The organism is Stenotrophomonas sp. IS26 (genome assembly GCF_054188265.1).
Genome location: NZ_JBSZJV010000010.1, coordinates 38,903 through 65,364, shown reverse-complemented (window position 1 = coordinate 65,364; position 26,462 = coordinate 38,903). Strand labels below are relative to the sequence as shown.

Below are 26,462 nucleotides of genomic sequence, written 5' to 3'. Positions count from 1 at the left end.
CAGCGCCGGCGCTACCTTTCCGGACCGCCCTGGATGTTGGCCTTGACCGAGGGCTGCATCAGTTTCGGCTCGGGCAGAGTGGCATCACGGGCTTGGCGCGTGGCGACAAACTCGGCTTCGCTGACGCCGTCATGCAGGTGGATGTTGTGCGCGCGCTGCGCGCCGATCGTGGTCTGATTGGCGACCTCGCGGCCCCCTGGGCCGTAGTCATGACAGATGAACACACGGGTCGCATCGGGCAATGCCAACATCCGTTGGATCGAGCGGTACAGCTGCGCCGCGTCACCGCCCGGGAAGTCGCAGCGAGCGGTGCCGCCGTCGGGCATGAACAGCGAGTCGCCGGTGAACAGCGCATCGCCGATGCGATAGGCGACGCTGTCGCTGGTGTGCCCCGGCACTGCGATCACTTCGGCGTCGATATCACCGAGGGTGAAGCGCTCGCCGTCAGCGAACAGATGGTCGAACTGCGAGCCATCGGTCGGCACATCCAGCGCGTAGCGTGGCGCGAAGGTGCGCTGCACCTGCACGATGCCCTGGCCCATCGCCAGCGTCGCATCCGGCCACTGGGATTTCAGCCAGCGCCCGGCGCTGACATGGTCGGCGTGGGCATGGGTGTCCAGCAGCCAGCGCACCTGCAGGCCGTGCCCGCGCACATGCGCAAGCAACGGCTGCAGCGGCCCGGCGCCGAGTGCATCGGTGTCCGGGTCGTAATCCAGCACCGGGTCGATCACCGCCGCCTGCAACGTCGCCGGATCATGCACCACGTAGCTGAAGGTGTGGCTGTCCGGGTGGAAGAAACTGGCGACGTGCAGTGACATGGTGCAGACCTCAGCGTTTGCCCAGGGTGTCGTTGAGCAGCACGGCCAAGCGTTCACCGGCCACGCGCAGCTCGCGCTCGGCGACCGGGCGGTAGGTCGCCGCATAGCTGGGGCCCAGCGTACGCTTGTCCGGGTAAACGCCAGGTGCAATGGCGATCCGGCAGCTGGCTTCGGCCCACTGCGCGGCGTCGACAGTGATGTTGGAGCGCTTGCCGAATGCGGGCTTGGGCAGGGCGAGGAGGCGCTTGAGGTACTGGTCGTCATCCAGCGTCTGCTCGTTCAGCATGCCGCTGTCCCACAGCGAGTGCAGGTTGGTACCGCGGTTGTTGAACTGCACCTGGAAATCGTTGCCACCCTTGTCGTGGCCGTAGCCGGCATGCATCGGCTGGTGGATGTCGCCGGCGAAATGCACGACGAACTTCAGCGCCTGCGCGCGCTCTGCATCGGACTTGCTGCGGTCGCCGAGAATCGCGGTCTGTACCTTCAGCGCCTCGACCACGCAGTTGCCGTTCTTGCAGTGCTTCTGCACTTCATAGTGGCAATCGTCTTCGCCGATGTTGACGTAATGCCAGCCGGCCGAGCGCTTGCCCAGGTCCGGATCCTTGGCGCGCAGCTGATCGGCCCAAGGGGCGATGGCGTGCAGTGTCGGGTCCGGCTCGGCGGCGAGCAGACGGTCAACCTCGGCTTGGGTCTGCGGGGTCAGCCGGGTCTCGGCGATCCGCGCCACCAGGCGGTGGCCCTGTGCGCCCCAGGCCAGGGCATCGGTGGAAACGAAGGTGAGGGCCAGCGCGAGGGCGGTGGCCGGGAGCAGGGAAGGCATGTTCATCCGCGGCATTCTAGCGGGCCGGCCGCGCGCGGGCTTGCCGGGATCTGGCCGGCTGCAGCGTCCGGCGGCTTGCGCTAGGCTCGCCGGGTCCCCGCATCGGGCGGAATCCGGAGGTCCCCATGGCCCACATCGTTGGCCTGATCGGCGGCATGAGCTGGGAAAGCTCGGCCCACTATTACCGCCTGATCAACGCGCACGTGCGCGACACCTTGGGCGGCCTGCACTCGGGCCGGATCCTGCTGTGGTCGTTCGATTTCGCCGAGATCGAGGCACTGCAGCATGCCGGCGACTGGGACACCGCCACCCAGCGGATGATCGATGCGGCCCAGCGCCTGCAGGGCGCGGGTGCGACGGCCATCGTGATCTGCACCAACACCATGCATCGCATGGCCGACGCGGTGCAGGCGGCGATCCCGATTCCCCTGCTGCACATCGCCGATCCCACGGCCGAGGCGATCAAGGCCGCCGGGCTGCAACGGGTGGGGTTGCTGGGCACGGCGTTCACCATGGAGCAGGATTTCTACACGGGGCGGCTCACGCAGGCGCATGGCCTGGAGGTGCTGATTCCCGAGGCCGATGACCGCGCGGCGGTGCATCGGATCATCTATGGCGAGCTGGTGCAGGGGCAGGTGCTGCCGGCCTCGCGCGAGACCTACCGGGCGGTGATGCAGCGACTGGTGGACCGCGGTGCGCAGGGCATCATCCTGGGCTGCACGGAGATCATGCTGCTGGTCGGCGCGCAGGATGCAACGGTGCCGGTGTTCGATACGACCACGCTGCATGCGCAGGCGGCGGGGCGGCATCTGTTGGCCGAATGAGCCAAAAAAAACCCCGGCCGAAGCCGGGGAAACTGTCTTGCTGCGAGGGTGTTGCCTTGTTGGGTTCTGATCCGCCGATCAGAACTTGAATACGTACGACACGCCGTAGGCGAGCGGGTCGATGTTGACGGTGCCGATCTTTTCACCGTTGAGCTTCACCTTGCTGTCGATGTCCATCCAGCGCACATCAACGCGCAGCGAGCCCTTGTCGTTGATCGCGAAATCCAGGCCGGCATGGGCGGCCAGGCCCCAGGAGTCTTCCATCTTCAGCGTGCTGCCAGCCAACGCGCCGCCGGTCTTCTCGCTGAAGAACGTGGTGTAGTTGATGCCGGCGCCCAGGAACGGGGACACCTTGCCCTTGCTGTTGAAGTGATACTGCAGCGACACCACCGGCGGCAGGTGCTTGGTGCTGCCCACGTTGCCCAGGCCGGCGATGTTGATGTCGTGCTTGAACGGCAGCGCGGCCAGGAGCTCGATGCCCAGGTTGTCGGCGATGAAGTACTCACCGGTGATGGTCGGCTTGATGTCGTTGTCCACATCGACCTTCAGCGTGCCGCCGGCCAGCGAGCCGTTGTTGGACTTCGGGGCAACCTGGTGCACGCCGGCACCGATCGTCCAGTCACCCTTGGACTGGGCCATGGCGGGGGCGGCGGCCAGCGCCAGGGCGGCGGCCAGGCTGGAGAGCAGGAGGGGGGAGGTCTTGCGCATGAGACGGTCTCGTGGCGGGTTGGAATGGCGCCAGTTTTCCCGTCCATGCGCCTGCGCGCCTTGATCCGGATCAATCCGGGTATTTACCGTTGTAACCGGTTCCCATTCGTCTTCCCCGGGCCGGGCCGGTTCCGGCCCTGCTAGAATGAACGCCCCTTTCCATCGGCGCCGCACCGTCGCGGCTGCAGGAGCTTGTGAACATGGCAATCAAGGTTGGCATCAACGGTTTCGGTCGCATCGGACGCAACGTACTGCGCTCGGCCGTGCTGAACTTCGGCAATGACATCGAAATCGTCGCCATCAACGATCTGCTGGAGCCGGACTACCTGGCGTACATGCTGAAGTACGACTCCGTGCATGGCCGCTTCAAGGCCGATGTGGAAGTCTCCGGCAACGACCTGCTGGTCAACGGCAAGAAGATCCGCCTGACCCAGGAACGCGACCCGGCCAACCTGAAGTGGGACGAAGTCGGCGTGGACGTCGTCATCGAATCCACCGGCCTGTTCCTGACCAAGGAAACCGCGCAAAAGCACATCGACGCGGGCGCCAAGAAGGTGATCCTGTCGGCACCGTCGAAGGACGACACCCCGATGTTCGTGTTCGGCGTGAACGACAAGACCTACGCCGGCCAGGCGATCGTCTCCAACGCGTCGTGCACCACCAACTGCCTGGCCCCGCTGGCCAAGGTCATCAACGACAAGTGGGGCATCAAGCGTGGCCTGATGACCACCGTGCACGCCGCGACCGCCACCCAGAAGACCGTCGATGGCCCGTCCAACAAGGACTGGCGCGGTGGCCGTGGCATCCTGGAAAACATCATTCCGTCCTCCACCGGTGCGGCCAAGGCCGTCGGCGTGGTGATCCCGGAATTGAACAAGAAGCTGACCGGCATGAGCTTCCGCGTGCCGACCTCGGACGTGTCGGTGGTCGATCTGACCGTCGAGCTGGAGAAGGAAGCCACCTACGCCGAGATCTGCGCTGAAGTGAAGGCGCAGAGCGAAGGCGCGCTGAAGGGCATCCTGGGCTACACCGAAGACAAGGTCGTGGCAACCGACTTCCGCGGTGAAACCCACACTTCGGTGTTCGACGCCGATGCCGGCATCGCGCTGGACAGCACCTTCGTCAAGCTGGTGTCGTGGTACGACAACGAATGGGGCTACTCCAACAAGTGCCTGGAAATGGTCAAGGTCGTCGCGGCGTAAGCCAGCGCTGCCCTGCGTCATTCCACAGACCCCGGCCCCGTGCCGGGGTCTGTCGTTTCAGGGGCGCCCGTCAGGGCGTGATCCCGCGTGTGCCGCCGATCCTTTAGCATGGCCCGCGTGCCCTGGCACTGCGCCTGCCGGGTGCAGCCGGGGCGACCTCTTGAGGATGGCCTGGAATGGAAGCTCTGATTGTCCTGCTGGTGCTGGTACTGCTGGCGATCCCGCTGCTGCTGATCGTGGCGCTGGTGATGATCGCCGGCCTGCGCCGCCGCGTCGCCGCGCTGGAGCAACGCGCGGCAGGCTCGGCCTGGGACGCCACGCCGGCACCCGCCGCGCCCGAACGGCCGCTGCGCTGGGCCGACATTGCGTCGGTCGACACCGTGTCCCCGCCGTTGGATGCCGCGCCGCGCACACCGGACGCGTCACCCATTGCGGTGACTGCCCCCGCTGCGCGCGTTGCGCCACTGGACGAACCGGCGCAGCCGCCCCCGCTGCCGCCCCGGTCTGCACCACCGCCGGCACCTGCCGCACCGCAGGGACCGGGCATCGGCGAGCGCATCATCGGCACCCTCAAACAGTGGTTCACCGAGGGCAATGTGCCGGTCAAGATCGGCATGCTGGTGCTGCTGGCCGGTGTGGCCGCGCTGCTCAAGTACGCCAGCGACCAGGGCTGGTTGAACGCACCGATCGAGCTGCGCCTGGCCGCCATCGCGCTGGCGGCGCTGGCCGGGCTGGTGTTCGGCTGGGTGCAGCGCGATACCCGGCACCTGTTCGCGCTGGCGCTGCAGGGCGGGGCGATCGGCATCCTGCTGCTGACCATTTTCGCCGCGTTCAAGCGCTATGACCTGATCCCCGCCGCGCCGGCGTTCGCGCTCAGCGTGCTGCTGATCGCCGGCATGGGCGTGCTGGCGGTGGTGCAGAACTCGCGCACGCTGGCCGTGCTCGGCATCCTGGCCGGCTTCATGGCGCCGATCTGGCTGTCCACCGGCAGCGGCAATCATGTCGCGCTGTTCTCGTATTACGCGGTGCTCAACGCGGCGATCCTGGCGATTGCCTGGTGGCGACCGTGGCGCGCGCTGAACCTGCTCGGCTTTGCCTTCACCTTTGGCATCGGTACCGCCTGGGGCGTGCTCCAGTACAGCCCGGACAAGTTCGCCAGCACCGAGCCGTTCCTGCTGCTGTTCTTCGCCTTCTACCTGCTGATTCCGATCCTCTATGCGCGCCGGCAGCGTGCGGAGAAACGCGATCTGATCGATGGCAGCCTGGTGTTCGGTACGCCGCTGATCGCGTTCTCGTTGCAGGCCGGTCTGCTGCACGACGATCGCCTGCTGCTGGCGTTGTGCTCGCTGGCACTGGCCGCGTTGTATGCGGGATTGGCGTGGGTGCTGATCAAGCGCGAGCGCTATGCCGCACTGGGTCAGTCGCATGCGGTGCTCGCGGTGGGCTTTGCGACGCTGGCGGTGCCGCTGGCGCTGTCTGCACGGGCCACCGCCAGCGTGTTCGCTCTGGAAGGGGCGGCCCTGGCCTGGCTGGGGCTGCGACAGCAGCGCTGGCTGCCGCAGGTCACCGGTGCGTTGTTGACCCTGGGCGCCGCGTTCGGCTTCGTGGTCGGTGCCGATTACTGGCATCTGGACGCCACGGCCATCGCCAACCCGACCTTCATGAGCGGCCTGCTGCTGGCGGTGGCTGGTTTCGCGGCGGCCTTCAGCTATCGCCGCGCGCAGCAGCAGTCGCCGGCCATCGTGTACTACCTGTGGGGCTTGCTGTGGTGGCTGGGCAGTATCAGCCACGAGATCCTGCGCTTCGTCGCCCACCGCAGCGAGCCCGATGCGCTGCTGATCGCCGCGGCCGTCACCGGTTGGCTGGCCGCCGAGATGCATCGGCGCTGGCCGGCACGCGCACTGGTGCTCACCACGCTGGCGATGGTGCTGGCTGCGTTCCCGTTGGCGCTGTGGCAGGCCGATGTGCATGACCAGCCGTTCGCCGGTTATGGCGCACTGGCCTGGGCGGTGTTCGCGCTGCTGGGCGTGCGCAGCCTGTGGTGTCTGCGCGCAGGCGACGACCGCACGTCGCTGGCGGCGCAGTTCCTGTGGTGGTTGCTGTGGCCGTCCGTGGTGTCGCTGGCCTGCCTGTGGCTGGCCGACCGTTTCGCGCTGGCACAGGGTTGGGGCCTGGCCCTGATGCTGTTGCCGTGGCTGCTCGTCACCGCCGTGGCGCTGTTGCGCTGGCGCTGGCTGACGGTGCCGCTTGGCGAACGCTTCGATCCGATGCGCACGCCGCTGCAGGGCACGTTGTTCGCGGTGCTTGGCGTGAGCTGGGCGGGCCTGTTGCTGGTCCCGGCCGGCGCAGCACCGCTGCCGTGGCTGCCGCTGCTCAACCCGGTGGAACTGGCGCAGCTCGCCGTTCTGGTGCTCGCTGCGCGCTGGCTGTGGTCTGCGCAGGCGCCGGATGGCCTGCGTGCGATGCGCATACCGGTGCTGGCGATTGCCGGCTTCGTCGCCCTGACCAGCATCACCCTGCACGCCGTGCATCACTGGGGCGGGGTGCCGTGGAACCAACGCTTGTGGTCTTCGACCCTCGCCCAGACCAGCCTGACCGTGGTGTGGAGCGTGCTCGGCGTGATCAGCTGGGTGTGGGGCTCGCGCCGCGGGCAACGCGTGCTGTGGCTGGTCGGCGCGGTGCTGATGGGCGTGGTGCTGGCCAAGCTGGTGCTGATCGACCGCCAGCACCTGGGCAACCTGTTGGGCATTTCTTCTTTCATCGCCTATGGCCTGCTGTGCACGGTCGTGGGCTATCTGGCACCGGCGCCGCCGCGCGCGCCGGACCCGGCCGTGGAGCCGCAGTCTTGATGACCTTTCGCCCGCTGATCCTCCTCACCGCGCTGGCGCTTCCGGCGCTGGCCAAGGCCCAGGCCGCCGATGACCGCCAGGCCTATCGCCAGCAATGGCCGCTGCAGCTCGCGCAGCCGCAGGCCGGTGCCTACCGGCTGACGCTCGACGATGGCGTCTACCGCACCGCGGTGTCGCCACGCCTGGCCGACGTGCAGGTGTTCAACGCACAAGGTCAGGCACTGCCTTCGGCGCTGCTGGCTGCCGATCAGCCACTGGCGCAGGCGCCACAATGGCAGACGCTGTCCTGGTTCCCATTGCCGCCGATGGCCGGTACCTCCGGCGATGATCTGCAGCTGCTGACCGAGCGCAATACCGACGGCAGCGTGCGCCGGGTGGAAGCGCGGCTGGGACGCGGTGGCGCGGCCGGGCAACCGGCCGGCTGGCTGATCGACGCCAGCGCGCTGAAGACCGGCGTGCAGGCGCTGCGCCTGGACTGGCAGACACAGTCGCCACTGCAGGCGCGCGTTCGCGTGGAGATGAGCAACGATCTGCGCGATTGGCTGCGCATCGCCGACGATGTGCCGCTGGTGGACCTGCAGCACGAAGGCCGCCGCCTGCAGCAGCGCCGCATCGAGATCGCGCGCCAGGCCAAGTACTTCCGGATCCTGCCGATCGGCGCCGATGCCTTGCCGGCGCTGTCCACGGTGCAGGCCGAGTTGGCGCCGGCCGCGCAGGCGATCGCGTGGCGCTGGCAGTCGCTGACCGGTACCGCCGGCAAACCCGGCGAGTTCGAGTATCAGCTGGACGGGCGCTTCCCGATCGCGCAGGCCGATATCGCCACCGCCGACAACAGCGTGGTGCAGTGGACGCTGTTGAGCCGCGACGATGCCGATCAACCGTGGCAGGTGCGCGCCGGCCCGTGGGTGGCCTATCAGCTGCAGGACGCCGCCGACCGTCGCCAATCGCAGACCCAGCCACTGGCACGCAGTACGCGTGATCGTTACTGGAAGCTGGTGGCCGGCCAGCCGCAGTCGATGCCGGCACCGACGCTCAAGCTTGGCTACCAGCCCGAAGCGCTGGTGTTCCTCAGCCAGGGCCAGCCGCCGTTTGCGGTGGCCGCCGGCAGCGTGCGTGCCGAGCGCCAGGATGCGCCGGTGGCCACGGTGATCGCGCAGCTGCGCGAGCAGCATGGCGCGCAGTGGCAACCGGCGCAGGCAAGCGTGCAGGGCGCACCGGAAGTACTCGCCGGCGATGCCGCAGTGGCCCCGCAGCGCGACTGGAAACAGTGGCTGCTGTGGGCGCTGCTGGTGATCGGCGTGCTGATCGTCGGTGGCTTCGCGGTGAGCCTGCTGCGTCAGCCGCGTCTTAACGGGGACGGGGGTAGTTAAGCGCGCTTAACTACCTCCGTCCCTGTTATGGATTTGCGATGCACCCGCTCAGCCGGGACAATGATCGTCTGCGCCGCACGGCGCCCTTCCTTCTTCAGAGCCAAAGAGTTGCTTATGTCCATCGTTCGCATGACCGACCTCGATCTCTCCGGCAAGCGCGTGCTGATCCGCCAGGATCTGAACGTGCCGATCGACAACGGCCAGATCACCTCCGAGCAGCGCATCACCGCGTCGCTGCCGACGCTGAAGCTGGCGCTGGAGAAGGGCGCCGCCGTGATGGTGACCTCGCACCTGGGGCGTCCGAAGGAAGGCGTGTGGAGTGAAGCCGAATCGCTGGCCCCGGTGGCGCTTCGCCTGTCGCAGCTGCTGGGTGTCCAGGTGCCGCTGGTGCGTGATTGGGTCGATGGCGTGGACGTCGCGCCGGGTTCCATCGTGCTGCTGGAAAACTGCCGCATGAATGTCGGCGAAGGCAAGGACGATGAAGCGCTGGCGAAGAAGTACGCCGCGCTGTGCGATGTGTTCGTCATGGATGCCTTCGGCACCGCGCACCGCGCGCAGGCCTCCACCCACGGCGTGATCCGCTTCGCGCCGGTCGCCGCTGGCGGTCCGTTGCTGATGGCCGAACTGGACGCGCTGGCCAAGGCGCTGCTCGCCCCGGCCCCGCCGTTGCTGGCGATCGTGGCCGGCAGCAAGGTCAGCACCAAGCTCGAACTGCTCTCCAGCCTGGTCGGCAAGGTCGACCAGCTGATCGTCGGCGGTGGCATCGCCAACACCTTCATCGCGGCCGCCGGTTACCCGGTCGGCAAGTCGCTGTATGAGCCGGACCTGCTGGACACCGCGAAGAAGATCGTGGCCGATGCCAAGGCGCGTGGCGCGGACATCCCGCTGCCGACCGACGTGGTCGTGGCCAAGCAGTTCCTGCCGGACGCCGACGCCACGGTGAAGGCCGTCGCCGACGTGGCCGAGGATGACCTGATCCTGGATATCGGCCCGGAGACGGCCCAGCACTACGCGGGCCTGATCGCCAAGGCCGGCACCGTGGTCTGGAACGGCCCGGTCGGCGTGTTCGAGTTCGAGGCCTTCAGCCATGGCACCGAAGCGCTGGCCCGTGCCGTCGCGGCCTCGCCGGCGTTCTCGATCGCCGGTGGTGGCGACACCCTGGCCGCGGTGGACAAGTACGACGTCGCCGGCGAGGTGAGCTACATCTCCACCGGTGGCGGCGCGTTCCTGGAGTTCCTGGAAGGCAAGACCCTGCCGGCCGTCGCCGCGCTGGAGGCCCGCGGCTCGTGAGCCGCGCTGTGCTGTTCTTCGATCTCGACGGCACGCTGATCGATTCGGCCGTCGGGATCACCGGGTGCGTGGCGCATGCGCTCACGCAGATGGGCCAACCGGTCCCGCCACAGGCCGAACTGCGGCGCTGGATCGGGCCGTCGTTGCGCACCAGCTTCGCGCCGTTGTTCAACGATCCGGCCCAGGTCGAACAGGCGGTGACGTATTACCGCGAGCGCTTCGACGTGGTCGGCTGGCGCGAGCATGAGGTCTACCCGCGGATCGGCCAGGTCGTGCAGGCCTTGAAGGATCGCGGCCATCGGCTGGCGATCGTCACCGCCAAGAACGAGCCGCACGCCCGGCGCATCGTCGAGCACCTGCCGTTCGGTGACTGCTTCGAGGACGTGATCGGCGCGACCCCGGATGGCAGCCGCAGCGAGAAGCCGCAGCTGGTGGCCGAGGCCCTGCGTCGGCTGTCGCTGACCCCGGCGCAGTGCTGGATGATCGGCGACCGGCGTATGGATATCGAAGGCGCGCGTCATCACGGGCTGCGCAATATCGGCGTTTTGTGGGGCTTCGGCGGTGCCGAAGAGCTCACGGCGGCCGGGGCGGCGCACCTCGCGCAGGCACCGGACGACCTGCTCACGCTGATCGATTGAGGGCCGCGGCGGCGATCCGTACGCCGCCGCATGTCCTGCGCAAAGCCCCGCCGCGATTGGCGCTGGCCGGCGGGCGGTCAGATGACTGTCCGCCCGGTCGTCTCGGGCTGTCTGCAGGACAACGGTGAAACCCAAGCGTGCCAGCGGTGTAATCGTATTCATGGGACGTGATGGGTGTGCTAATTTCACTCCTTTAACGGGAGCCCATTAACCATGATTGAGCGTCAGCGTCGCACCAAGATCCTTGCCACCCTCGGACCGGCGACCGACCCGCCGGGCGTGCTGGAGGATCTCTTCCGCGCCGGCGTGAACGTGGTTCGCCTCAACTTCAGCCACGGTGACCCGTCCGGCCAGGCCAAGCGCGCTGCCGATGTACGTGCCGCCGCCGCCCGCGTGGGCGTGGAAGTGGGCATCCTGGCCGATCTGCCGGGCCCGAAGATCCGTATCGAGCGTTTCGCCGAAGGCAAGATCAAGCTCAAGGCGGGCGACCGCTTCGACCTGGTCGCCTCACCGAACGCACCGGCCGGCGACACCACCCAGGTGGGCGTGAGCTACCTCGGCCTGCCGCAGGACGTGGTGGCCGGTGACATCCTGCTGCTCGACGATGGCCTGATGCAGCTGCAGGTCACCGAAGTGCAGGGCGAGCGCATCATCAACACCGTGCTCAACGATGGCGTGCTGTCCGACCGCAAGGGCCTGAACAAGCAGGGCGGTGGCCTGTCGCTGGGCGCGCTGACCGAGCGCGACAAAGAACTGATCGGCATCGTGGCCAAGATCGGCGTGGATTTCATCGCCGTCTCGTTCTGCCGCAACGCGCAGGACATGAACGACGCGCGCGAGATCGCCGAGTCGCACGGCTGCTACGCCGCGCTGGTCTCCAAGATCGAGCGCACCGAAGCGATTGAGAACCTCGAAGAGATCGTCGACGCCAGCGATGTGGTCATGGTCGCGCGTGGTGATCTAGGCGTGGAAATCGGCGATGCCGAATTGCCGGGCCTGCAGAAGAAGATCATCAAGGCCTCGCTGGCGCAGAACAAGGTGGTGATCACCGCCACCCAGATGCTGCAGTCGATGGTCGAAAGCCCGATCCCGACCCGTGCCGAAGTGCTGGACGTGGCCAACTCGGTCATCGACGGTACCGATGCGGTGATGCTCTCGGCCGAAACCGCCGCCGGCATGTACCCGGTCAAGGCGGTCGAAGCGATGGCGCGTATCTGCCTCGGTGCCGAACGCCAGTTCCAGACCGAGACCGACTTCGGCGCCTCGCCGCGCAACCTGGAACGTGCCGACCAGGCGATCGCCATGGCCACCATGTTCCTGTCCCAGCACGTGGGCGTGCGCGCGATCGTGGCGATGACCGAATCCGGTGGCACCGCGCGGTACCTGTCGCGCTTCCGTGCCTCGGCACCGGTGTTCGCGGTGACCCGCCATGACGGCGCCCGCCGCCAGATGGCGCTGATGCGCGATGTGTTCCCGATCAACTTCGACAGCCGCGGCCTGACCCCGCGCGAAGCCGCGCGCGGCAGCATCCGCCTGCTGTTCGAAGCGAACCAGCTGCAGAGCGGCGACCGCGTCGTCTTCACCAGCGGCGAGCACATGGAAACCCATGGCGCCACCAACACGCTGCGCCTGCTGGAAGTGGGCGAAGACGGCCGTGCGAGCGGCCTGGGCGAACTCTAAGGGGTACGCGTCATCGCATACGCGCTGTCGCCCCACGGTTTGCGCTGCAAACCGTGGGCCCTTCTTACCCTCTCCCAGACCCCCGCCGCTTCGCGGCCGCCCCCTCACTCAGGGGGCTTTCCCCCAGACACATTCGCTCCCCTGGGCCCGTTTAGGGATGGAATCGTTTCCAGATTCCGTGGACGGCCAGTTCACGGGAGGCGGGGTCTATAATTGGCGTTTTCCCGCACCCGCCACAGGAAGTACATGAGCATCGAACAGCTGGCTGAAACCGCACAGGCCATGGTCGCCCCGGGCAAGGGCATCATCGCGATCGACGAATCCACCGGCACCATCGGCAAGCGCTTCGCCAGCGTCGGCCTGGAGAACACCGAGGAGAACCGTCGCGCCTACCGCGAACTGCTGCTCACCACGCCCAAGCTGAACGAGCACATCTCCGGCGCGATCCTGTACGACGAGACCATCCGTCAGTCCACCAAGGACGGCGTCCCGTTCGCCAAGTACATGGCCGCCCAGGGCATCATTCCGGGCATCAAGGTCGACAAGGGCGCCCATGCCCTGGCCGGCTGCCCGGGCGAGCTGGTCACCGAAGGCCTGGACGGCCTGCGCGAGCGCCTGCAGGAGTACTACAAGCTGGGTGCGCGCTTCGCCAAGTGGCGTGCAGTCATCAACATCGGTGAAAGCATCCCGTCGGGCACCTGCATCGAGTCCAACGCCCACGCGCTGGCCCGTTATGCGGCGCTGTGCCAGGAATGCGGCCTGGTGCCGATGGTCGAGCCGGAAGTGATCATGGACGGCGACCACGACATCGAGACCTGCTACGAAGTCACCGAAGCCACCCTGCGTTCGCTGTTCGACGCGCTGTACCAGCAGAACGTGCTGCTGGAAGGCACCATCCTGAAGGCCTCGATGGTCATCTCCGGCAAGGGCTGCGAAGAGCAGGCCGACGTCGAGGAAGTGGCCGAGTCGACCGTGATGTGCCTCAAGAGCACCGTGCCGGCGATCCTGCCGGGCGTGGTGTTCCTGTCCGGTGGCCAGAGCGATGAGCAGTCCACCGCGCATCTGAACGCCATGAACCAGATGGGCAACCTGCCGTGGCCGCTGAGCTTCTCCTACGGCCGCGCCATGCAGCAGGCCGCGCTGAAGCTGTGGGCCAAGGACACCAAGGCCAACGTTGCCAAGGCGCAGCAGACGATCTTCGATCGCGCCAAGGAAAACGGCCAGGCCGCCCTGGGCAAGTGGAACGGCTGATTCACGCCTGACCACCGTCAACGGAAACGCCGGCCTTGTGCCGGCGTTTTTGTTTGCGCGGTGGTCTGCTCAGTGCGCCGCGGCCGGCGGCAACCCGAGCGCCAGTGGCGCGAAGATCGCCGAGGTTGACGGTTCGACCGGCTGACCCAGCGCGGCCAGCGCCGATTGGTAGGCCTTGCACGTCGCCGCGTTGTAGGCCACCAGGATGATCCGGCGCGGCTGGCGATGCGAGCGCTGCCAGGTCAGGGTTTCGGTGGCGGCGATGTGGGCGGCCTGGTGCAGCGGATAGCCGAACACGCCGCAGCTGATCGCCGGGAAGGCGATCGATTCCAGATCCAGCTTTTCGGCCAGCTGCAGCGATTTCCAGTAGCAATTGGCCAGCAGTGCCGGCTCGTCGCGCAGACCGTCCTGCCAGACCGGGCCGACGGTGTGGAACACATGCCTGGCCGGCAGCTCGAAGGCGGGCGTCTGGCGCACCTCACCGGTCGGGCAGCGCATGCCGGGGCGGATCTCCGGCAGGGCGCGGCAGGCGTCGAGCAGCTGCGGACCGGCCGCGCGATGGATCGCGCCGTCCACGCCGCCGCCGCCCAGCAGGGATTCGTTGGCCGCATTGACGATCGCATCCACCGCCAGGGTCGTGATGTCGCCCTGCCACACTTCGATCTTCATGCGTACCGCTCCTTACGTACTGATACCGGGTCCATACAACGAAATGACGTGCCTGACCTGCACCGTAACCTGCAGGACATCTAGGCTGCGTCATCGTCGTCTCAGGCAGTGCGACCCGGCGAGCGCTGGCTGACCTTCACACGATGCCGCCGGATCGCTTCACCGCAGATGAAGCGCCCCATGCAAAACGCCCGCCGATCAGGGCGGGCGCTTCCTTCCTGCGGACCAACGGGCAGATCAGGGCAGACCGGCCAGCCAGTCGTCGTCGGAGCCTTCGTTGATGTCGGCAAACAGCGGGGTGGAGAAGTAGCGCTCACCCGTGTCGGGCAGCATCGCCAGGATCACCGCGCCGGGTGCGGCCTTGGCGGCGATGTCCAGCGCGCTGGCGACCGTGGCACCGGCCGAGATGCCCACGAAGATGCCTTCCTCGGCCGCGAGCCGGCGCGAGGTTTCGATGGCGCGCGCGTCGTCGATGGTCAGCAGTTCATCGTAGACACCGCGGTTGAGCACTTCCGGCACGAAGTCGGGGGTCCAGCCCTGGATCTTGTGCGGCTTCCACTCATCGCCCTTGAGCAGGGCGGCGCCTTCCGGCTCGGTGGCGACGATGCGGGTCTCGGGTCGCGCGACCTTGAGCACTTCGCCGACCCCGGTCAGGGTGCCGCCGGTGCCCCAGCCGGTCACGAAGTAGTCCAGCCGCTTGCCGGCGAAGTCGCGCAGGATTTCCGGGGCGGTGGTGTTGCGGTGATAGGCCGGGTTGGCCGGGTTGGCGAACTGGCTGGCCAGGAACCAGCCGTGTTCCTCGGCCAGTTCCTTCGCACGGCGGACCATGCCCGAGCCGCGCTCGGCGGCCGGGGTCAGGATCACCTTGGCGCCGTAGGCGCGCATGAGCTTGCGGCGCTCGATCGAGAAGGTCTCCACCATCGTGGCCACGAACTTGTAGCCGCGCGCGGCGGCCACCATCGCCAGCGCCACGCCGGTGTTGCCCGAGGTCGCTTCCACGATGGTATCGCCGGGCTTGAGCAGGCCCTTGGCCTCGGCGTCGAGAATGATCGCCAGCGCCAGACGGTCCTTGACCGAGCCGCCGGGATTGAACGACTCGACCTTCGCATACAGGGTGACGTGCTCGGGGGCGAGACGGTGCAGGCGCACCACCGGGGTGTTGCCGATGGTGTCCAGGATGGAGTCGTACAGGGCCATGGGAATGCTCCGCAGAAGTCGTTGCCGCCCGGGGGCCGTGCGGCAGGGGAAAGGGTCGGGCCGGTGGCGGCGCAAGGCGCCCGCGCGCGGCCGGGCCGGGGTCGGTCAGACCGTACCGCTGGCATATGACCGCGCGAAATGACCTGATTACCTTCTTAAACAACGTTTGGTTATAAGCTGGTGACGGCATTTGCCCTACAGTCGGATGGCCCCTCTCCATGCGCCGTATCGCCCGCCCATGACGCTGACCCAACTTCGCTACCTGGTCGCCATTGCCGACGCCGAGCTGAACATCACGCTGGCGGCGTCCCGTGTGCACGCCACCCAGCCCGGCCTGTCCAAACAGCTCAAGCAGTTGGAGGATGAACTCGGGTTCCTGCTGTTCGTGCGCAAGGGCCGCAGCCTGGAAGCGGTGACCCCGGCCGGCGTGGAAGTGATCGGCCGCGCCCGCGCTGTCCTGGGCGAGGCCAACAACATCCGCACCTATGCGGCCAACCAGCGCCGTGAAAGCCAGGGCCAACTGGTGCTCACCACCACGCATACCCAGGCGCGCTTCGTGCTGCCGCCGGCAGTGGCGCGGATCAAGCAGGCCTACCCGCAGGTCAGCGTGCATCTGCAGCAGGCGGCGGAAAGCGATGCGCTGGACCTGCTCAGCCAGGGCGACGCGGACATCGCCATCATCAGCACCGCCGGCGGTGAGCCCACTGCCGGCTTGGCCATTCCGCTGTACCGCTGGCGCCGGCTGGTGCTGGTGCCGCGCGGGCACGCGCTGGACCGCCCGGGCGCCGCGCCGGACCTGCAGGCGCTCGCCAGCCACCCGCTGATCAGCTACGAATCCTCCACCCGCGGCAGCTCCTCGCTGCAGCGCGCCTTCGCCAGCGCCGGGCTGACCCCGGACATCGCCTTGACCGCCCTCGATGCGGACCTGATCAAGACGTATGTGCGCACCGGCCTGGGCGTGGGCCTGCTGGCGGAAATGGCGGTCAACGCCAGCGATGAAGACCTGCGGTCCTGGCCGGCCCCGGCGCCGATCGACGAGTGCATCGCCTGGGCCGTGCTGCCGCGCGATCGCGTACTGCGCGATTACGCGCTCGAACTGGTGCATGTGCTCGCCCCACAGATCGACACCCGCGACCTGCGCCGGGTGATCGACGGCAACCAGGAAGCCAACTGGCCGCTGCCGCCGACCTGGGAATCACTGACGCAGACCATCACCGTCTAGCGACGGTGATGGCTGCCCGCGCATTCCCCCTCTACCCCGAGCCGTTGGCGCGCCCCCTTCAACAGAAGGGGGCTTTTCTCCAGAGGGGTGAGGGGTTCGGTGGGCGCTTCGAATGGGCTGCTGCGACGGTTGGTCGCAGGGCTTCGGGTGGGCCGGCCAACGCTCGGGCGCTACCATGACGGGGTGAACGTCCGCCGTCGCCCGTATGCCGTCCTGTTGCAGCTTGCCTTCGTGGCGACGTTGCTGATGGCGCTGGCGCCGCTGGTCAGCCGCTGGCAGCAGGCGCACGCCGAGGCGCCGGTGATGCTGATGCCGACCGGCATGACCCACGCGATGCCGGTGCCGCCCGATGCCCACGCCGGGCACGACATGCAGCACGACATCGCGCAGCGCGACGTGCACCACCACGACATGCAGCAGCACGACATGGCGCGCCATGACATGGCGATGCAGCCCATGCCGATGCACGCCCTGCCAAGCGCCCACGACACCCCCGCATCGTCGCCACCGATGAGCGAGCATGCCGGGCATGGCGACGCCTGCGAGTACTGCATGATGGCCTCGCGGCTGATGCCGTGGCTGGCGGTGCTGATCCTGCTGTTGCCGGCGATGCCGGTCATTGCACCGCGCGTGCTGCGCGCGGTGCCCACGCCACGCAGCCTGCGCTGGCCCGCCCACGCCGCACGCGGCCCGCCCGCGATCTCCTGAAACCACCGCCTTTTCTGCCTGTGTCGCCGTGATGGCGGCGCGTGCCTGCGTGCTTTTCTGGAGTTCCACCATGAACGTTTCTTCCCGCAGCGCGGGCGCACTGACGCGCCTGTCTGTTTCCCTGTCGCTGGCCCTGGTCGCGCTGCCGCTGCATGCCGCCAACGACGACGCCCACACCCTCGATACGCTGGTGGTCACCGCCACCGCGCCCTCATCGCCGCTGCACTGGGTCACCGATCCGCGCCTGCCGCGGCAGCCGGTGCCGGCCAGCGATGGCGCTGATTATCTGAAGACGGTTCCCGGCTTCTCGGCGATCCGCAACGGCGGCACCAACGGCGATCCGGTGCTGCGCGGCATGTTCGGTTCGCGCCTGAACATCGTCAGCAACGAAGGCAATCTGATCGGTGCCTGCCCTTCGCGCATGGACAACCCGCTGTCCTACATCGCCCCGGAAACCTTCGATCGGTTGACCATCATCAAGGGGCCGCAGAGCGTGCGCTGGGGCGCCGGTGCCTCGGCCGGCACGGTGCGCTTCGAGCGCGATACCCCGCGTTTCGATCAGCCGGGCATGGATATCAACGCCAGCGCCCTGGTCGGCTCGCGCAACCGCAATGACCAGGTGCTGGACCTCACCGCCGGCGCTTCGCCGGGCTATGTGCGCGTCAACGGCAACCGCTCCGAATCGGATGACTACAAGGACGGCAACGGGGATGTGGTGCCCTCCAAGTGGCGCAAGTGGAACAGCGATGTCGCCGTCGGCTGGACACCCGATGCCGATACCGTGCTGGAACTCTCGGCCGGCACCGGCGATGCGATCGCGCGTTACGCCGGCCGCGGCATGGACGGTGCCGCGTTCAAGCGCACCAGCTACGCCGCCCGCTTCGAGAAGGACAACCTGCCCGGTGCATGGGACAAGCTGCAGGCCAACGTTTACTACAACGACGCCGACCACGTGATGGACAACTACACGCTGCGCACGCCGAACCCGGCCAGCAGCATGCCGATGCCGATGGGCTCCAACGTTGATCGCCGCACCACCGGTGGCCGTATCGCCTCGGAATGGCGCTGGCAGGACATCGCCATCGTTGCCGGCGTGGACGCGCAGGACAGCCGCCATCGCAGCCGCAACGCGATGGGTCGCAACGTGTACCGCCAGCAGCCGTGGCGTACCGATGCACGCTTTGAGAACCTCGGGGCGTTCACCGAGATCACGCTGGGCGAGGGCACCGCGCGACGCTGGGTCGGTGGCCTGCGCATCGACCGTGCCGAGGTGAAGGATGAGCGCGCCACCGCCGGCATGATGGCGATGCCGAACCCGACCGCCGGGCAGACCCGTCGCGAGAACCTCGGCAGCGGCTTCGTCCGGTTCGAGCGCGACATCGCACCCGCGTTGACCTGGTACGCCGGCGTCGGCCACAGCGAGCGCATGCCCGACTACTGGGAACTGTTCTCGCCGAATCTCGGCCCGGCCGGCGCGATCAACGCCTTCACCGGCGTGCAGCCGGAAGAAACCACCCAGCTCGATCTGGGCCTGCAGTACCGCACCGACCGCCTCAACGCCTGGGTCTCGGCGTATGCCGGGCGCATCCAGGACTACATCCTGTTCACCTACCGCGACGGCGGCATGATGGGCAGCACCAGCCAGGCCAGCAATGTCGATGCGCGCATTGCCGGCGCCGAGGCGGGCGCGGAGTGGCAGCTGGCGCAGCAGTGGAAACTCGGCGGCACGCTGGCCTATGCCTGGGGCGAGAACCGCAGTGACGGCCGCGCGCTGCCGCAGATGCCGCCGCTGGAAGCCCGGCTCAGCACCGCCTGGGAAGGCGAGCGCTGGAGCGTGGGGGCGCTGGCACGCGCGGTCTCGCGTCAGGGCCGGGTCGCGGCGGGGCAGGGCAACGTGGTCGCCCGCGATCTCGGCCCCAGCGCCGGCTTCGCCACCCTGGCCCTGAACGCCAGCTACCGGGTCAACGAGGCGCTGCTGGTGAGTGCGGGCGTGGACAACCTGTTCGACCGCGCCTACAGCGAGCATCTGAACCTGGCCGGCAGCGCCGATTTCGGCTTCCCGGCCGATCCGGTGCGCATCAACGAACCTGGCCGCACCGCCTGGCTGAAAGTGAACTATCGTTACTGAGCACGTTGGCCGGGCGGGCGACCTGTCTCCCGCCCGGCGCCCGGCGCCGCCGGATCCGACACCCCGGCGCGTGCCGCGCACTTCGACATGCGTCGATACATGGCGATACATCCTGTGCAGGCCCCAGCACGGAAAGGCCTTCGCCCGTCACCGGCAGATGTGAACGGGCCGGTAAACGCTTGGCACATATGCCCCGGCTCGACCCCTCTATACACTCGGCGGTCGAGAAACAACCGGGATTGCATCACATGTTGGGACGCATCGCAGCGCGCTTCGCCGCTGGCATCGCCTTGGTCGCTTTGGCAGGGTGTGGCAGTAAAGACGAGGCCGCTCGCCGGCAGGCAGACGCCGTACCGGTCACCACCCAGGTGGTGAAGGCTTCGGCATGGAGCGACACGCTGCAGGCACTGGGCACGGCGAAGGCGCGCGAGTCGGTGACGGTCACCGCCAAGGTCAGCGAAATCATCGAGACGGTGCACTTCGAAAGTGGCCAGCAGGTCAGTGCCGGCACGCCGCTGGTCACCCTGCGCGGCCAGGCCCAGGAAGCCGCGCTGCTGCAGGCCCAGGCCACGTTCCTGGAGGCGGACCAGCTGTACAAGCGCCAGCGCGAACTCGCCGCCCAGCAACTGGTGGCCAGCTCCACGCTGGACACGCAGCGCGCCATCCGCGACGCCGCTGATGCCCGCGTGCGCGAAATGCAGTCCGACATCGGCGACCGCCGGGTGCGTGCGCCGTTCGCCGGCGTGCTGGGCATCCGCCAGGTCAGCGCCGGTTCGCTGGTCACCCCCAGCACCGCGATCACCACGCTCGATGACATCGAGCGCATGCACGTTGACTTCCAGGTGCCCGAAGCGGAGCTGGCCTCGCTGAGCACCGGCGACAAGGTCAACGCGACCAGCGTGGCGTATCCGGGCCGCAACTTCGAAGGCAAGGTCGCCACCATCGATACCCGCGTGGATCCGGGCACGCGTGCGGTCACCGTGCGTGCGGACTTCATCAATGCCGATCACGCACTGCGGCCGGGCATGCTGCTGGATGTGCGCATGTTCCGCCCCGAGCGCCAGGCGCTGGTCATCCCTGAAATCGCGGTCGTCCAGGTCGGACGCGACTCCTACGTGTTCCGGGTCACGCCGGACCAGAGCGTGGAGCGTGCCGACATCGTCGCCGGAGGGCGCCGCAGCGGTGTGGTGGAAATCCGCGAAGGCCTCGCCGTGGGTGACCGCATCGTGGTGGACGGCACCGGCAAGCTGCGCCCGGGCCTGAAGATCCAGGCCGAGGACGCTGCACCGGTCGCGCCGGCCGCGGCCGCGACGGCCGAACCGGACACCGCCGGATGAAGCTTTCCGACGTTTCCATCCAGCGGCCGGTCTTCGCCGTGGTGATGAGCCTGCTGCTGGTCGTGCTGGGCTTCATGTCATTCACGCGTTTGACCCTGCGCGAACTGCCTGCGATCGATCCGCCGATCGTCTCGGTCTCGGTCGATTACACCGGCGCGTCGGCAGCGGTCATCGAAAGCCGCATCACCCAGGTACTGGAAGATGCGCTGGCCGGCATCGAAGGCATCGATACGATCAACGCGCGCAGCTCCAACGGGCGCTCGCAGGTCAGTATCGAATTCACGTCCAACCGCGATATCGAAGCGGCCGCCAACGATGTGCGCGATGCGGTCAGCCGCGTTGCCGACCGCATGCCCGAAGAGGCGCGGCCGCCGGAAATCGCCAAGGTCGAGAGCGACGCCGACCCCATCATCTGGCTCAACATGAGCTCGACCTCGATGGATACGCTGGAGCTGAGCGACTACGCCGACCGCTACATCGTCGACCGCTTCTCCAGCCTGGATGGCGTGGCCCAGGTCCGCATCGGTGGCCGCCAGCGCTATGCGATGCGGATCTGGCTGGACCGCGACCAGCTCGCCGCGCGCGGCCTCACCGTGGGCGATGTGGAAACCGCGCTGCGCAACGAGAACGTGGAACTGCCGGCTGGCCGCATCGAATCGGCCGACCGCGATTTCACCCTGCGCGTGGAGCGCAACTACGTCAAACCCGAGGACTTCGCCGGCATCCCGCTGGGCAAGGGCACTGATGGGTACGTGGTGCGCATGGGCGATGTGGCCAAGATCGAACTGGCCTCGTCTGAGCGCCGGGCCTACTACCGCAGCAATGGCGAGCCGAACATCGGCCTGGGCATCGTCAAGACCTCCACCGCCAACGCGCTGGATGTCGCCCGTGAAGCGCGCGCGGAAGCCGACCGGATCAGCAGCACGCTGCCGGAAGGCACCCGCATCTTCGTGGCCTTCGACAACACCACCTTCATCGAGGCCGCGGTCGATCGCGTGTACGCCACGCTGGTCGAGGCGATGCTGCTGGTGCTGGCGGTGATCTGGCTGTTCCTCGGCAGTTTCCGTGCCGCATTGATTCCCGCGGTGACGGTGCCGGTCTGTCTGATCGCCGCCTTCATCGCGCTGTATGCGTTCGGTTTCTCGATCAATCTGCTGACCCTGCTCGCGCTGGTGCTGTGTATCGGGTTGGTGGTGGATGACGCCATTGTGGTGGTGGAGAACGTGCAGCGTCGCATCGATCTGGGCGAGCCGCCGCTGGTCGCCTCCAAACGCGGCACCACCCAGGTGGCGTTCGCGGTCATCGCCACCACCGCGGTGCTGGTCGCGGTGTTCCTGCCGGTCGGCTTCCTGGAAGGCAACACCGGTCGCCTGTTCCGCGAGCTGGCCGTCGCACTGGCCGCGGCGGTGGCGCTGTCGGCGTTCGTGTCGCTCACGCTGACCCCGATGATGGCCTCCAAGCTGCTCAAGCCGCATACCGGCCAGGCACCGAAGGGCCTGCACGGGGTGATCAACCGCAATCTGGATCGCCTGTCGGCCGCCTACGGGCGTTTCCTGGAAGCGCATGTGACCCGCACCTGGGTCTACATCGTGGTGATGATCCTCTCGTTGCTGGCCAGCGCGCTGCTGCTCAAGGTGCTGCCCTCCGAACTGGCCCCGGCCGAAGACCGCGGCTCCTTCCAGATCATGATCGATGGCCCGGAAGGTGCGGGCTTCGATTACACCGTCGGCCAGGTCCAGCAGGTCGAGAAGATCGTCTCCGGTTTCGTCGGCGAAGATGAGCCGATCGTGCGTGCCAACCCGCGCGTGCCCGGCGGCTGGGGCTCCAGCGAGGAAATGCATACCGGCCGCATCAGCGTGTTCCTGCAGCCCTGGCGTCAGCGCGATGTCTCCACCCCGGATGTAGCGGCCGAGCTGCAGACCCACCTCAATGACCTGCGGGGCGTGCGCGTGCGTACCCAGGTGGGTGGCGGCTTGGTGCGCAGCCAGGGCCAGCCGTTCCAGATCGTGCTGGGTGGCCCGGAATACGCGGAGATCGCGCAGTGGCGTGACCGCATGCTGCTGCGCATGGCCGACAACCCTGGCCTGGTCGGTGCGGACTCGGATTACAAGGAAACCCGCCCGCAGATGCGCGTGAACATCGATCGCCAGCGTGCGGCCGATCTGGGCGTATCGGTCACCGCGATCGGCAGCGCGCTGGAAACCATGATGGGCTCGCGCCGCGTCACCACCTTCGTCGACAACGGCGAGGAGTACGACGTGCTGGTCCAGGCCGGGCGCGACGGCCGCGCCTCGCCGTCGGATCTGGCCGCGATCCGCGTGCGTGCCAGTGGCGGCGAACTGGTCCCGCTGTCCAACCTGGTCACGCTCAGCGAAGTGGCCGAAGCCGGCAGCCTCAACCGCTTCAACCGGCTGCGCTCGATCACCATCAACGCCGGCCTGGCCCCGGGCTATCCGCTGGGCGAGGCCATCGCCTGGGCCCAGCAGGTGGCCAGTGAAGAGCTGCCGCAGCATGCGCAGATCAGCTGGAAGGGCGAATCGCGCGAGTACCAGAACGCGGGCAGCGCCGTGCTGCTGACCTTCGCGATGGCCCTGCTGGTGGTGTTCCTGGTGCTGGCTGCGCAGTTCGAGAGCTTCATCCACCCGCTGGTGATCATGCTGACGGTGCCGCTGGGCGTGCTCGGCGCGCTGCTGGGGCTATATGTCAGTGGTGGCACGATCAACCTGTTCAGCCAGATCGGCATCGTGATGCTGGTGGGCCTGGCGGCCAAGAACGGCATCCTGATCGTGGAGTTCGCCAACCAGCTGCGCGATGAGGGCCGCAACGTGCACCAGGCCATCGTCGAATCGGCGATGGTGCGCCTGCGCCCGATCCTGATGACCTCCATCGCCACCGTGGTCGGTGCGATCCCGCTGGTGGTGGCCGGTGGCCCGGGTTCGGCCAGCCGCGGCACGATCGGCGTGGTGGTGATCTTCGGCGTGACCGTGTCCACGTTCCTGTCGCTGTTCGTGGTGCCGGCGTTCTACTCGCTGCTGGCCCCGTACACCCGCTCGCCGGAAGCCGTGGCGCGTGAACTGGCCCGCCAGGAAGCGCAAACGCCCTCGGTCGGCGGCCATGCCTGACCCGAATGGGCGGCATTGCCGCCCATTCATCGAAATTGCCACTACGCACTCCGGCGCGGATCGTGGAGAATCGACCGGGTCCCAGCCGACGGGGACGTTCCTTTTGTTTCCGCCGACTGGAGAGAGCGCGTGGAAGAAGTAGTCAGTTTCATCAACGGGATCATCTGGAGCAAAGCTCTGATCTTCCTGTGTCTTGCCGCAGGCCTGTACTTCAGTGCCCGTACCCGGTTCATGCAGATCCGTGGGTTCGTGGAAATGTGCCGGCTCACCGTGCAGGGTGAGAAATCCGACGCGGGCGTGTCTTCGTTCCAGGCGCTGGCCATGTCCATGGCCGGCCGGATGGGCATCGGCAACATCGCCGGTGTGGCCACCGCGATCGCCTTCGGCGGCCCCGGTGCGATCTTCTGGATGTGGGTGATGGGCTTCCTCGGTGCGTCCACCTCGTATGTGGAGTGCACCCTGGCGCAGATCTACAAGACCAAGGATGCCGAAGGCCGCTACCGCGGTGGCCCGGCGTATTACATCGAAAAGGCCATGGGCCTGAAGTGGTACGCCCTGGCCTTCGCCGTGGCGACCATCATCGCCGCCGGCTTCCTGATGCCGGGCGTGCAGGCCAATGCCATCGCCGACAGCATCATCAACGCCTGCCGCGGCGGCGCCCTGTGCGGGCCGCTGGATGGCCAGTTCATGGGCCTGGAATCGGTGCAGGCGCTCAAGCTGGGCATCGGTATCGTGGTCGCGCTGCTGCTGTCGGTGGTGATCTTCGGCGGCGTCAAGCGCATCGCCAACTTCGCCGAGGTGGTCGTTCCGTTCATGGCCGCCGCCTTCATCCTGATGGCCATCACCATCATGATCATCAACTACGACCGCGTGCCGGACATGTTCCGCACGGTGTTCAGCAGCGCCTTCGGTGCGCATGCTGCGTTCGGCGCGATGATGGGTCTGGCGGTGGAGTGGGGCGTCAAGCGTGGCATCTACGCCAACGAGGCCGGCCAGGGCACCGGCCCGCATGCGGCCGCCGCCTCGGAGGTTTCGCACCCGGCCAAGCAGGGTTACGTGCAGGCCTTCGCGATCTACTTCGACACCATGATGGTGTGCACCGCCACCGCGTTCCTGATCCTGGCCGCGGGCACCTACAACGTGTATTCCCCGGTGCCGGGCGGCGCGCCGGTGTTCGCCGGCCTGGCCGGTGTCGCCGAAGGCGCGGGCTACGCGCAGGCGGCGGTGGAAACCGTCATCCCGGGCTTCGGTGCGGCCTTCGTGGCGATCGCGATCTTCTTCTTCGCCTTCACCACGATCATGGCCTATTACTACATGGCCGAGACCAACCTGACCTACGTCAACAACAACGCCAAGCGCCCGCTGACCGTCCTGCTGCTCCGCCTGGGCATCATCGGCATGGTGATCTTCGGTGCCTTCCACAATGCCGGCATGGCGTGGGCGCTGGGCGACATCGGCGTAGGCCTGATGGCGTGGTTGAACATCATCGCGATCCTGATCGTGCAGAAGCCGGCGATGCTGGCCCTGCGCGACTACGAACGCCAAAAGAAGCTCGGCCTGGATCCGACCTTCGACCCCGATGCACTTGGCATCAAGAACGCCGATTTCTGGCGTACCCGCAAGCTGGAGCTGTCCCGTAGTGAATGATCCCTGGAAGAATGCGCGCCGTCCGTCCTCGCGGCCGCCGCGCGCCACGCCGTTGCCGCCCCGCGAAGGTGGCACGCCGCCGCCGCCCGGCCGCGGCAACGACGAGCTGCGCCTGTACGGCTGGAATGCCGTGCAGGCCCTGTTCGAGCATCGCCCGCAGGCGCTGCGCAAGCTGTACCTGACCGAGGCGCTGATCCCGCGCATGCAGCCGGTGCTGAAATGGTGCGTGGCCAACCGCGTCGGTTACCGCGTGGTGGAAGACGGCGATCTGAACAAGCTCGCCGCGACGACCCACCACGAGGGTCTGGTGGCCGACGTGCTGCGTGCGCCGATGCTGACGCTGGACGAATGGCTGGCCACGCTGCCGGCCGACAAGCCGGTGCTGGCGCTGTGGCTGGATGGCGTGGGCAACCCGCACAACTTCGGCGCGATCCTGCGCTCGGCGGCGCACTTCGGTGTGGCCGGGCTGCTGCTGCCGCCGGATTCCACGCTGGCGCTGTCCGGTGCGGCCGCGCGCGTGGCCGAAGGTGGCGCCGAGGCGGTGCCGCTGGTGCGTCTGCCGGAACTGCCCGAGGCGATGGCGCAGCTGCGCGCGGCCGGGTTGAGTCTGGCTGCCACGCTGGTGGAAGGCGGGGATGATCTGTTCGCCACTACGCTGCCGTCGCGGTTGGTCTACGTCATGGGCGCCGAAGGCGAGGGCATGGATCGCGAACTGGCGCAGGACTGCGACCACCAGGTTTCCATCCCGGGCACCGGTGCCGTGGAAAGCCTCAACGTCGCCTCGGCGACGGCCGTATTGTTGGCGCAGTGGTACGGACGCAGTCGCGTTTGACCACTGCGAGCGTTTTCGGGGGGAGCGCGGCGTCATTCGCGCCACCCACGGTGTGATCGGTTTCACCGAAATCGTCGTGACTACATCCGATTCGGATTAATCGCATAGTGCATGCAGTGCAAACTGCGCACAGTGCCGGGCGGGCGCTGT

20 protein-coding genes are annotated in these 26,462 nt (G+C 67.6%); 15 read left to right on the top strand and 5 right to left on the bottom strand.

Annotated features, from left to right (window positions below; genetic code table 11):
* Nucleotides 1-11: 11 nt before the first annotated feature.
* A complete protein-coding gene (locus tag ACW6W5_RS10675) occupies nucleotides 12-818 on the bottom strand; it encodes an MBL fold metallo-hydrolase (protein ID WP_152152526.1) in 807 nt (268 codons plus the stop codon).
* A 10-nt stretch (nucleotides 819-828) separates the two neighbouring features.
* On the bottom strand, nucleotides 829-1,644 hold the full coding sequence (locus ACW6W5_RS10670) for a S1/P1 nuclease (RefSeq protein ID WP_152152524.1): 816 nt from the start codon (nucleotides 1,642-1,644) through the stop codon (nucleotides 829-831).
* Nucleotides 1,645-1,763: 119 nt separating this feature from the next.
* Between ACW6W5_RS10670 and ACW6W5_RS10665 the strand changes: the two genes are divergently transcribed.
* Nucleotides 1,764-2,462, top strand: coding sequence for an aspartate/glutamate racemase family protein (locus ACW6W5_RS10665; RefSeq protein WP_152152522.1), 699 nt, complete (start codon nucleotides 1,764-1,766; stop codon nucleotides 2,460-2,462).
* Between the two features lie 78 nt (nucleotides 2,463-2,540).
* On the opposite strand, the gene ACW6W5_RS10660 is transcribed toward ACW6W5_RS10665, so the two are convergent.
* The gene (locus ACW6W5_RS10660; protein ID WP_121039374.1) at nucleotides 2,541-3,170 is read right to left on the bottom strand and encodes an OmpW/AlkL family protein; all 630 of its coding nucleotides are present in this window, start codon (nucleotides 3,168-3,170) and stop codon (nucleotides 2,541-2,543) included.
* 200 nt (nucleotides 3,171-3,370) lie between these two features.
* Here ACW6W5_RS10660 and gap point away from each other — a divergent pair, with 200 nt between their 5' ends.
* The 7 genes from gap to ACW6W5_RS10625 all read left to right on the top strand — a co-directional run bounded on the left by gap (nucleotide 3,371) and on the right by ACW6W5_RS10625 (nucleotide 13,450).
* Complete coding sequence (gap, locus tag ACW6W5_RS10655) at nucleotides 3,371-4,372, top strand: type I glyceraldehyde-3-phosphate dehydrogenase (RefSeq protein ID WP_121039371.1); 1,002 nt, start codon at nucleotides 3,371-3,373, stop codon at nucleotides 4,370-4,372.
* Nucleotides 4,373-4,548: 176 nt separating this feature from the next.
* Nucleotides 4,549-7,221 carry a DUF2339 domain-containing protein gene (locus ACW6W5_RS10650; protein ID WP_152152520.1) on the top strand — a complete coding sequence of 891 codons (2,673 nt, stop codon included), beginning with the start codon at nucleotides 4,549-4,551 and terminating at the stop codon, nucleotides 7,219-7,221.
* Nucleotides 7,221-8,591 carry a DUF3999 domain-containing protein gene (locus ACW6W5_RS10645; RefSeq protein WP_152152518.1) on the top strand — a complete coding sequence of 457 codons (1,371 nt, stop codon included), beginning with the start codon at nucleotides 7,221-7,223 and terminating at the stop codon, nucleotides 8,589-8,591. The genes ACW6W5_RS10650 and ACW6W5_RS10645 overlap by 1 nt, the downstream gene beginning before the upstream one ends.
* 114 nt (nucleotides 8,592-8,705) lie before the next feature.
* On the top strand, nucleotides 8,706-9,881 hold the full coding sequence (locus ACW6W5_RS10640) for a phosphoglycerate kinase (RefSeq protein WP_152152516.1): 1,176 nt from the start codon (nucleotides 8,706-8,708) through the stop codon (nucleotides 9,879-9,881).
* Entirely contained in the window at nucleotides 9,878-10,519 is a 642-nt protein-coding gene (locus ACW6W5_RS10635) for an HAD-IA family hydrolase (RefSeq protein WP_152152514.1), read from the top strand. The genes ACW6W5_RS10640 and ACW6W5_RS10635 overlap by 4 nt, the downstream gene beginning before the upstream one ends.
* A 213-nt stretch (nucleotides 10,520-10,732) precedes the next feature.
* Nucleotides 10,733-12,199, top strand: a complete 1,467-nt coding sequence (pyk, locus tag ACW6W5_RS10630) for a pyruvate kinase (RefSeq protein WP_152152512.1) — start codon at nucleotides 10,733-10,735, stop codon at nucleotides 12,197-12,199.
* 246 nt (nucleotides 12,200-12,445) lie between these two features.
* Nucleotides 12,446-13,450 carry a class I fructose-bisphosphate aldolase gene (locus ACW6W5_RS10625; RefSeq protein WP_121039354.1) on the top strand — a complete coding sequence of 335 codons (1,005 nt, stop codon included), beginning with the start codon at nucleotides 12,446-12,448 and terminating at the stop codon, nucleotides 13,448-13,450.
* Nucleotides 13,451-13,519: 69 nt separating this feature from the next.
* On the opposite strand, the gene ACW6W5_RS10620 is transcribed toward ACW6W5_RS10625, so the two are convergent.
* Both ACW6W5_RS10620 and cysK read right to left on the bottom strand, forming a co-directional pair.
* Complete coding sequence (locus ACW6W5_RS10620; protein ID WP_152152510.1) at nucleotides 13,520-14,119, bottom strand: O-acetyl-ADP-ribose deacetylase; 600 nt, start codon at nucleotides 14,117-14,119, stop codon at nucleotides 13,520-13,522.
* Nucleotides 14,120-14,356: 237 nt separating this feature from the next.
* A complete protein-coding gene (cysK, locus tag ACW6W5_RS10615; protein WP_121039348.1) occupies nucleotides 14,357-15,316 on the bottom strand; it encodes a cysteine synthase A in 960 nt (319 codons plus the stop codon).
* A gap of 238 nt (nucleotides 15,317-15,554) precedes the next feature.
* Between cysK and ACW6W5_RS10610 the strand changes: the two genes are divergently transcribed.
* From ACW6W5_RS10610 to ACW6W5_RS10580, 7 genes are all read left to right on the top strand, one after another.
* Complete coding sequence (locus ACW6W5_RS10610; RefSeq protein ID WP_121039345.1) at nucleotides 15,555-16,538, top strand: LysR family transcriptional regulator; 984 nt, start codon at nucleotides 15,555-15,557, stop codon at nucleotides 16,536-16,538.
* A gap of 246 nt (nucleotides 16,539-16,784) precedes the next feature.
* Complete coding sequence (locus tag ACW6W5_RS10605) at nucleotides 16,785-17,246, top strand: hypothetical protein (protein ID WP_428999833.1); 462 nt, start codon at nucleotides 16,785-16,787, stop codon at nucleotides 17,244-17,246.
* 70 nt (nucleotides 17,247-17,316) lie between these two features.
* Entirely contained in the window at nucleotides 17,317-19,374 is a 2,058-nt protein-coding gene (locus ACW6W5_RS10600) for a TonB-dependent copper receptor (protein WP_152152507.1), read from the top strand.
* 248 nt (nucleotides 19,375-19,622) lie between these two features.
* Nucleotides 19,623-20,711 (top strand): efflux RND transporter periplasmic adaptor subunit, encoded by a 1,089-nt coding sequence (locus ACW6W5_RS10595; protein ID WP_152152505.1) that lies wholly within the window; start codon nucleotides 19,623-19,625, stop codon nucleotides 20,709-20,711.
* Nucleotides 20,708-23,833, top strand: a complete 3,126-nt coding sequence (locus ACW6W5_RS10590; RefSeq protein WP_152152503.1) for an efflux RND transporter permease subunit — start codon at nucleotides 20,708-20,710, stop codon at nucleotides 23,831-23,833. The genes ACW6W5_RS10595 and ACW6W5_RS10590 overlap by 4 nt, the downstream gene beginning before the upstream one ends.
* A gap of 129 nt (nucleotides 23,834-23,962) precedes the next feature.
* The gene (locus tag ACW6W5_RS10585) at nucleotides 23,963-25,480 is read left to right on the top strand and encodes an alanine/glycine:cation symporter family protein (protein ID WP_121039334.1); all 1,518 of its coding nucleotides are present in this window, start codon (nucleotides 23,963-23,965) and stop codon (nucleotides 25,478-25,480) included.
* A complete protein-coding gene (locus tag ACW6W5_RS10580; RefSeq protein ID WP_152152501.1) occupies nucleotides 25,473-26,312 on the top strand; it encodes a TrmH family RNA methyltransferase in 840 nt (279 codons plus the stop codon). The genes ACW6W5_RS10585 and ACW6W5_RS10580 overlap by 8 nt, the downstream gene beginning before the upstream one ends.
* Nucleotides 26,313-26,462: the final 150 nt, after the last annotated feature.

Bases quoted from the DNA above. Each gene is read 5' to 3' on its own strand.
- ACW6W5_RS10650 (WP_152152520.1), top strand. From the start codon at position 4,549: ATGGAAGCTCTGATTGTCCTGCTGGTGCTGGTACTGCTGGCGATCCCG.
- ACW6W5_RS10645 (WP_152152518.1), top strand. From the start codon at position 7,221: ATGACCTTTCGCCCGCTGATCCTCCTCACCGCGCTGGCGCTTCCGGCG.
- ACW6W5_RS10595 (WP_152152505.1), top strand. From the start codon at position 19,623: ATGTTGGGACGCATCGCAGCGCGCTTCGCCGCTGGCATCGCCTTGGTC.
- ACW6W5_RS10640 (WP_152152516.1), top strand. From the start codon at position 8,706: ATGTCCATCGTTCGCATGACCGACCTCGATCTCTCCGGCAAGCGCGTG.
- gap (WP_121039371.1), top strand. From the start codon at position 3,371: ATGGCAATCAAGGTTGGCATCAACGGTTTCGGTCGCATCGGACGCAAC.
- pyk (WP_152152512.1), top strand. From the start codon at position 10,733: ATGATTGAGCGTCAGCGTCGCACCAAGATCCTTGCCACCCTCGGACCG.
- ACW6W5_RS10605 (WP_428999833.1), top strand. From the start codon at position 16,785: ATGGCGCTGGCGCCGCTGGTCAGCCGCTGGCAGCAGGCGCACGCCGAG.
- ACW6W5_RS10600 (WP_152152507.1), top strand. From the start codon at position 17,317: ATGAACGTTTCTTCCCGCAGCGCGGGCGCACTGACGCGCCTGTCTGTT.
- ACW6W5_RS10665 (WP_152152522.1), top strand. From the start codon at position 1,764: ATGGCCCACATCGTTGGCCTGATCGGCGGCATGAGCTGGGAAAGCTCG.
- ACW6W5_RS10625 (WP_121039354.1), top strand. From the start codon at position 12,446: ATGAGCATCGAACAGCTGGCTGAAACCGCACAGGCCATGGTCGCCCCG.
- ACW6W5_RS10670 (WP_152152524.1), bottom strand. From the start codon at position 1,644: ATGAACATGCCTTCCCTGCTCCCGGCCACCGCCCTCGCGCTGGCCCTC.
- ACW6W5_RS10610 (WP_121039345.1), top strand. From the start codon at position 15,555: ATGACGCTGACCCAACTTCGCTACCTGGTCGCCATTGCCGACGCCGAG.
- ACW6W5_RS10590 (WP_152152503.1), top strand. From the start codon at position 20,708: ATGAAGCTTTCCGACGTTTCCATCCAGCGGCCGGTCTTCGCCGTGGTG.
- ACW6W5_RS10675 (WP_152152526.1), bottom strand. From the start codon at position 818: ATGTCACTGCACGTCGCCAGTTTCTTCCACCCGGACAGCCACACCTTC.
- ACW6W5_RS10620 (WP_152152510.1), bottom strand. From the start codon at position 14,119: ATGAAGATCGAAGTGTGGCAGGGCGACATCACGACCCTGGCGGTGGAT.
- cysK (WP_121039348.1), bottom strand. From the start codon at position 15,316: ATGGCCCTGTACGACTCCATCCTGGACACCATCGGCAACACCCCGGTG.
- ACW6W5_RS10660 (WP_121039374.1), bottom strand. From the start codon at position 3,170: ATGCGCAAGACCTCCCCCCTCCTGCTCTCCAGCCTGGCCGCCGCCCTG.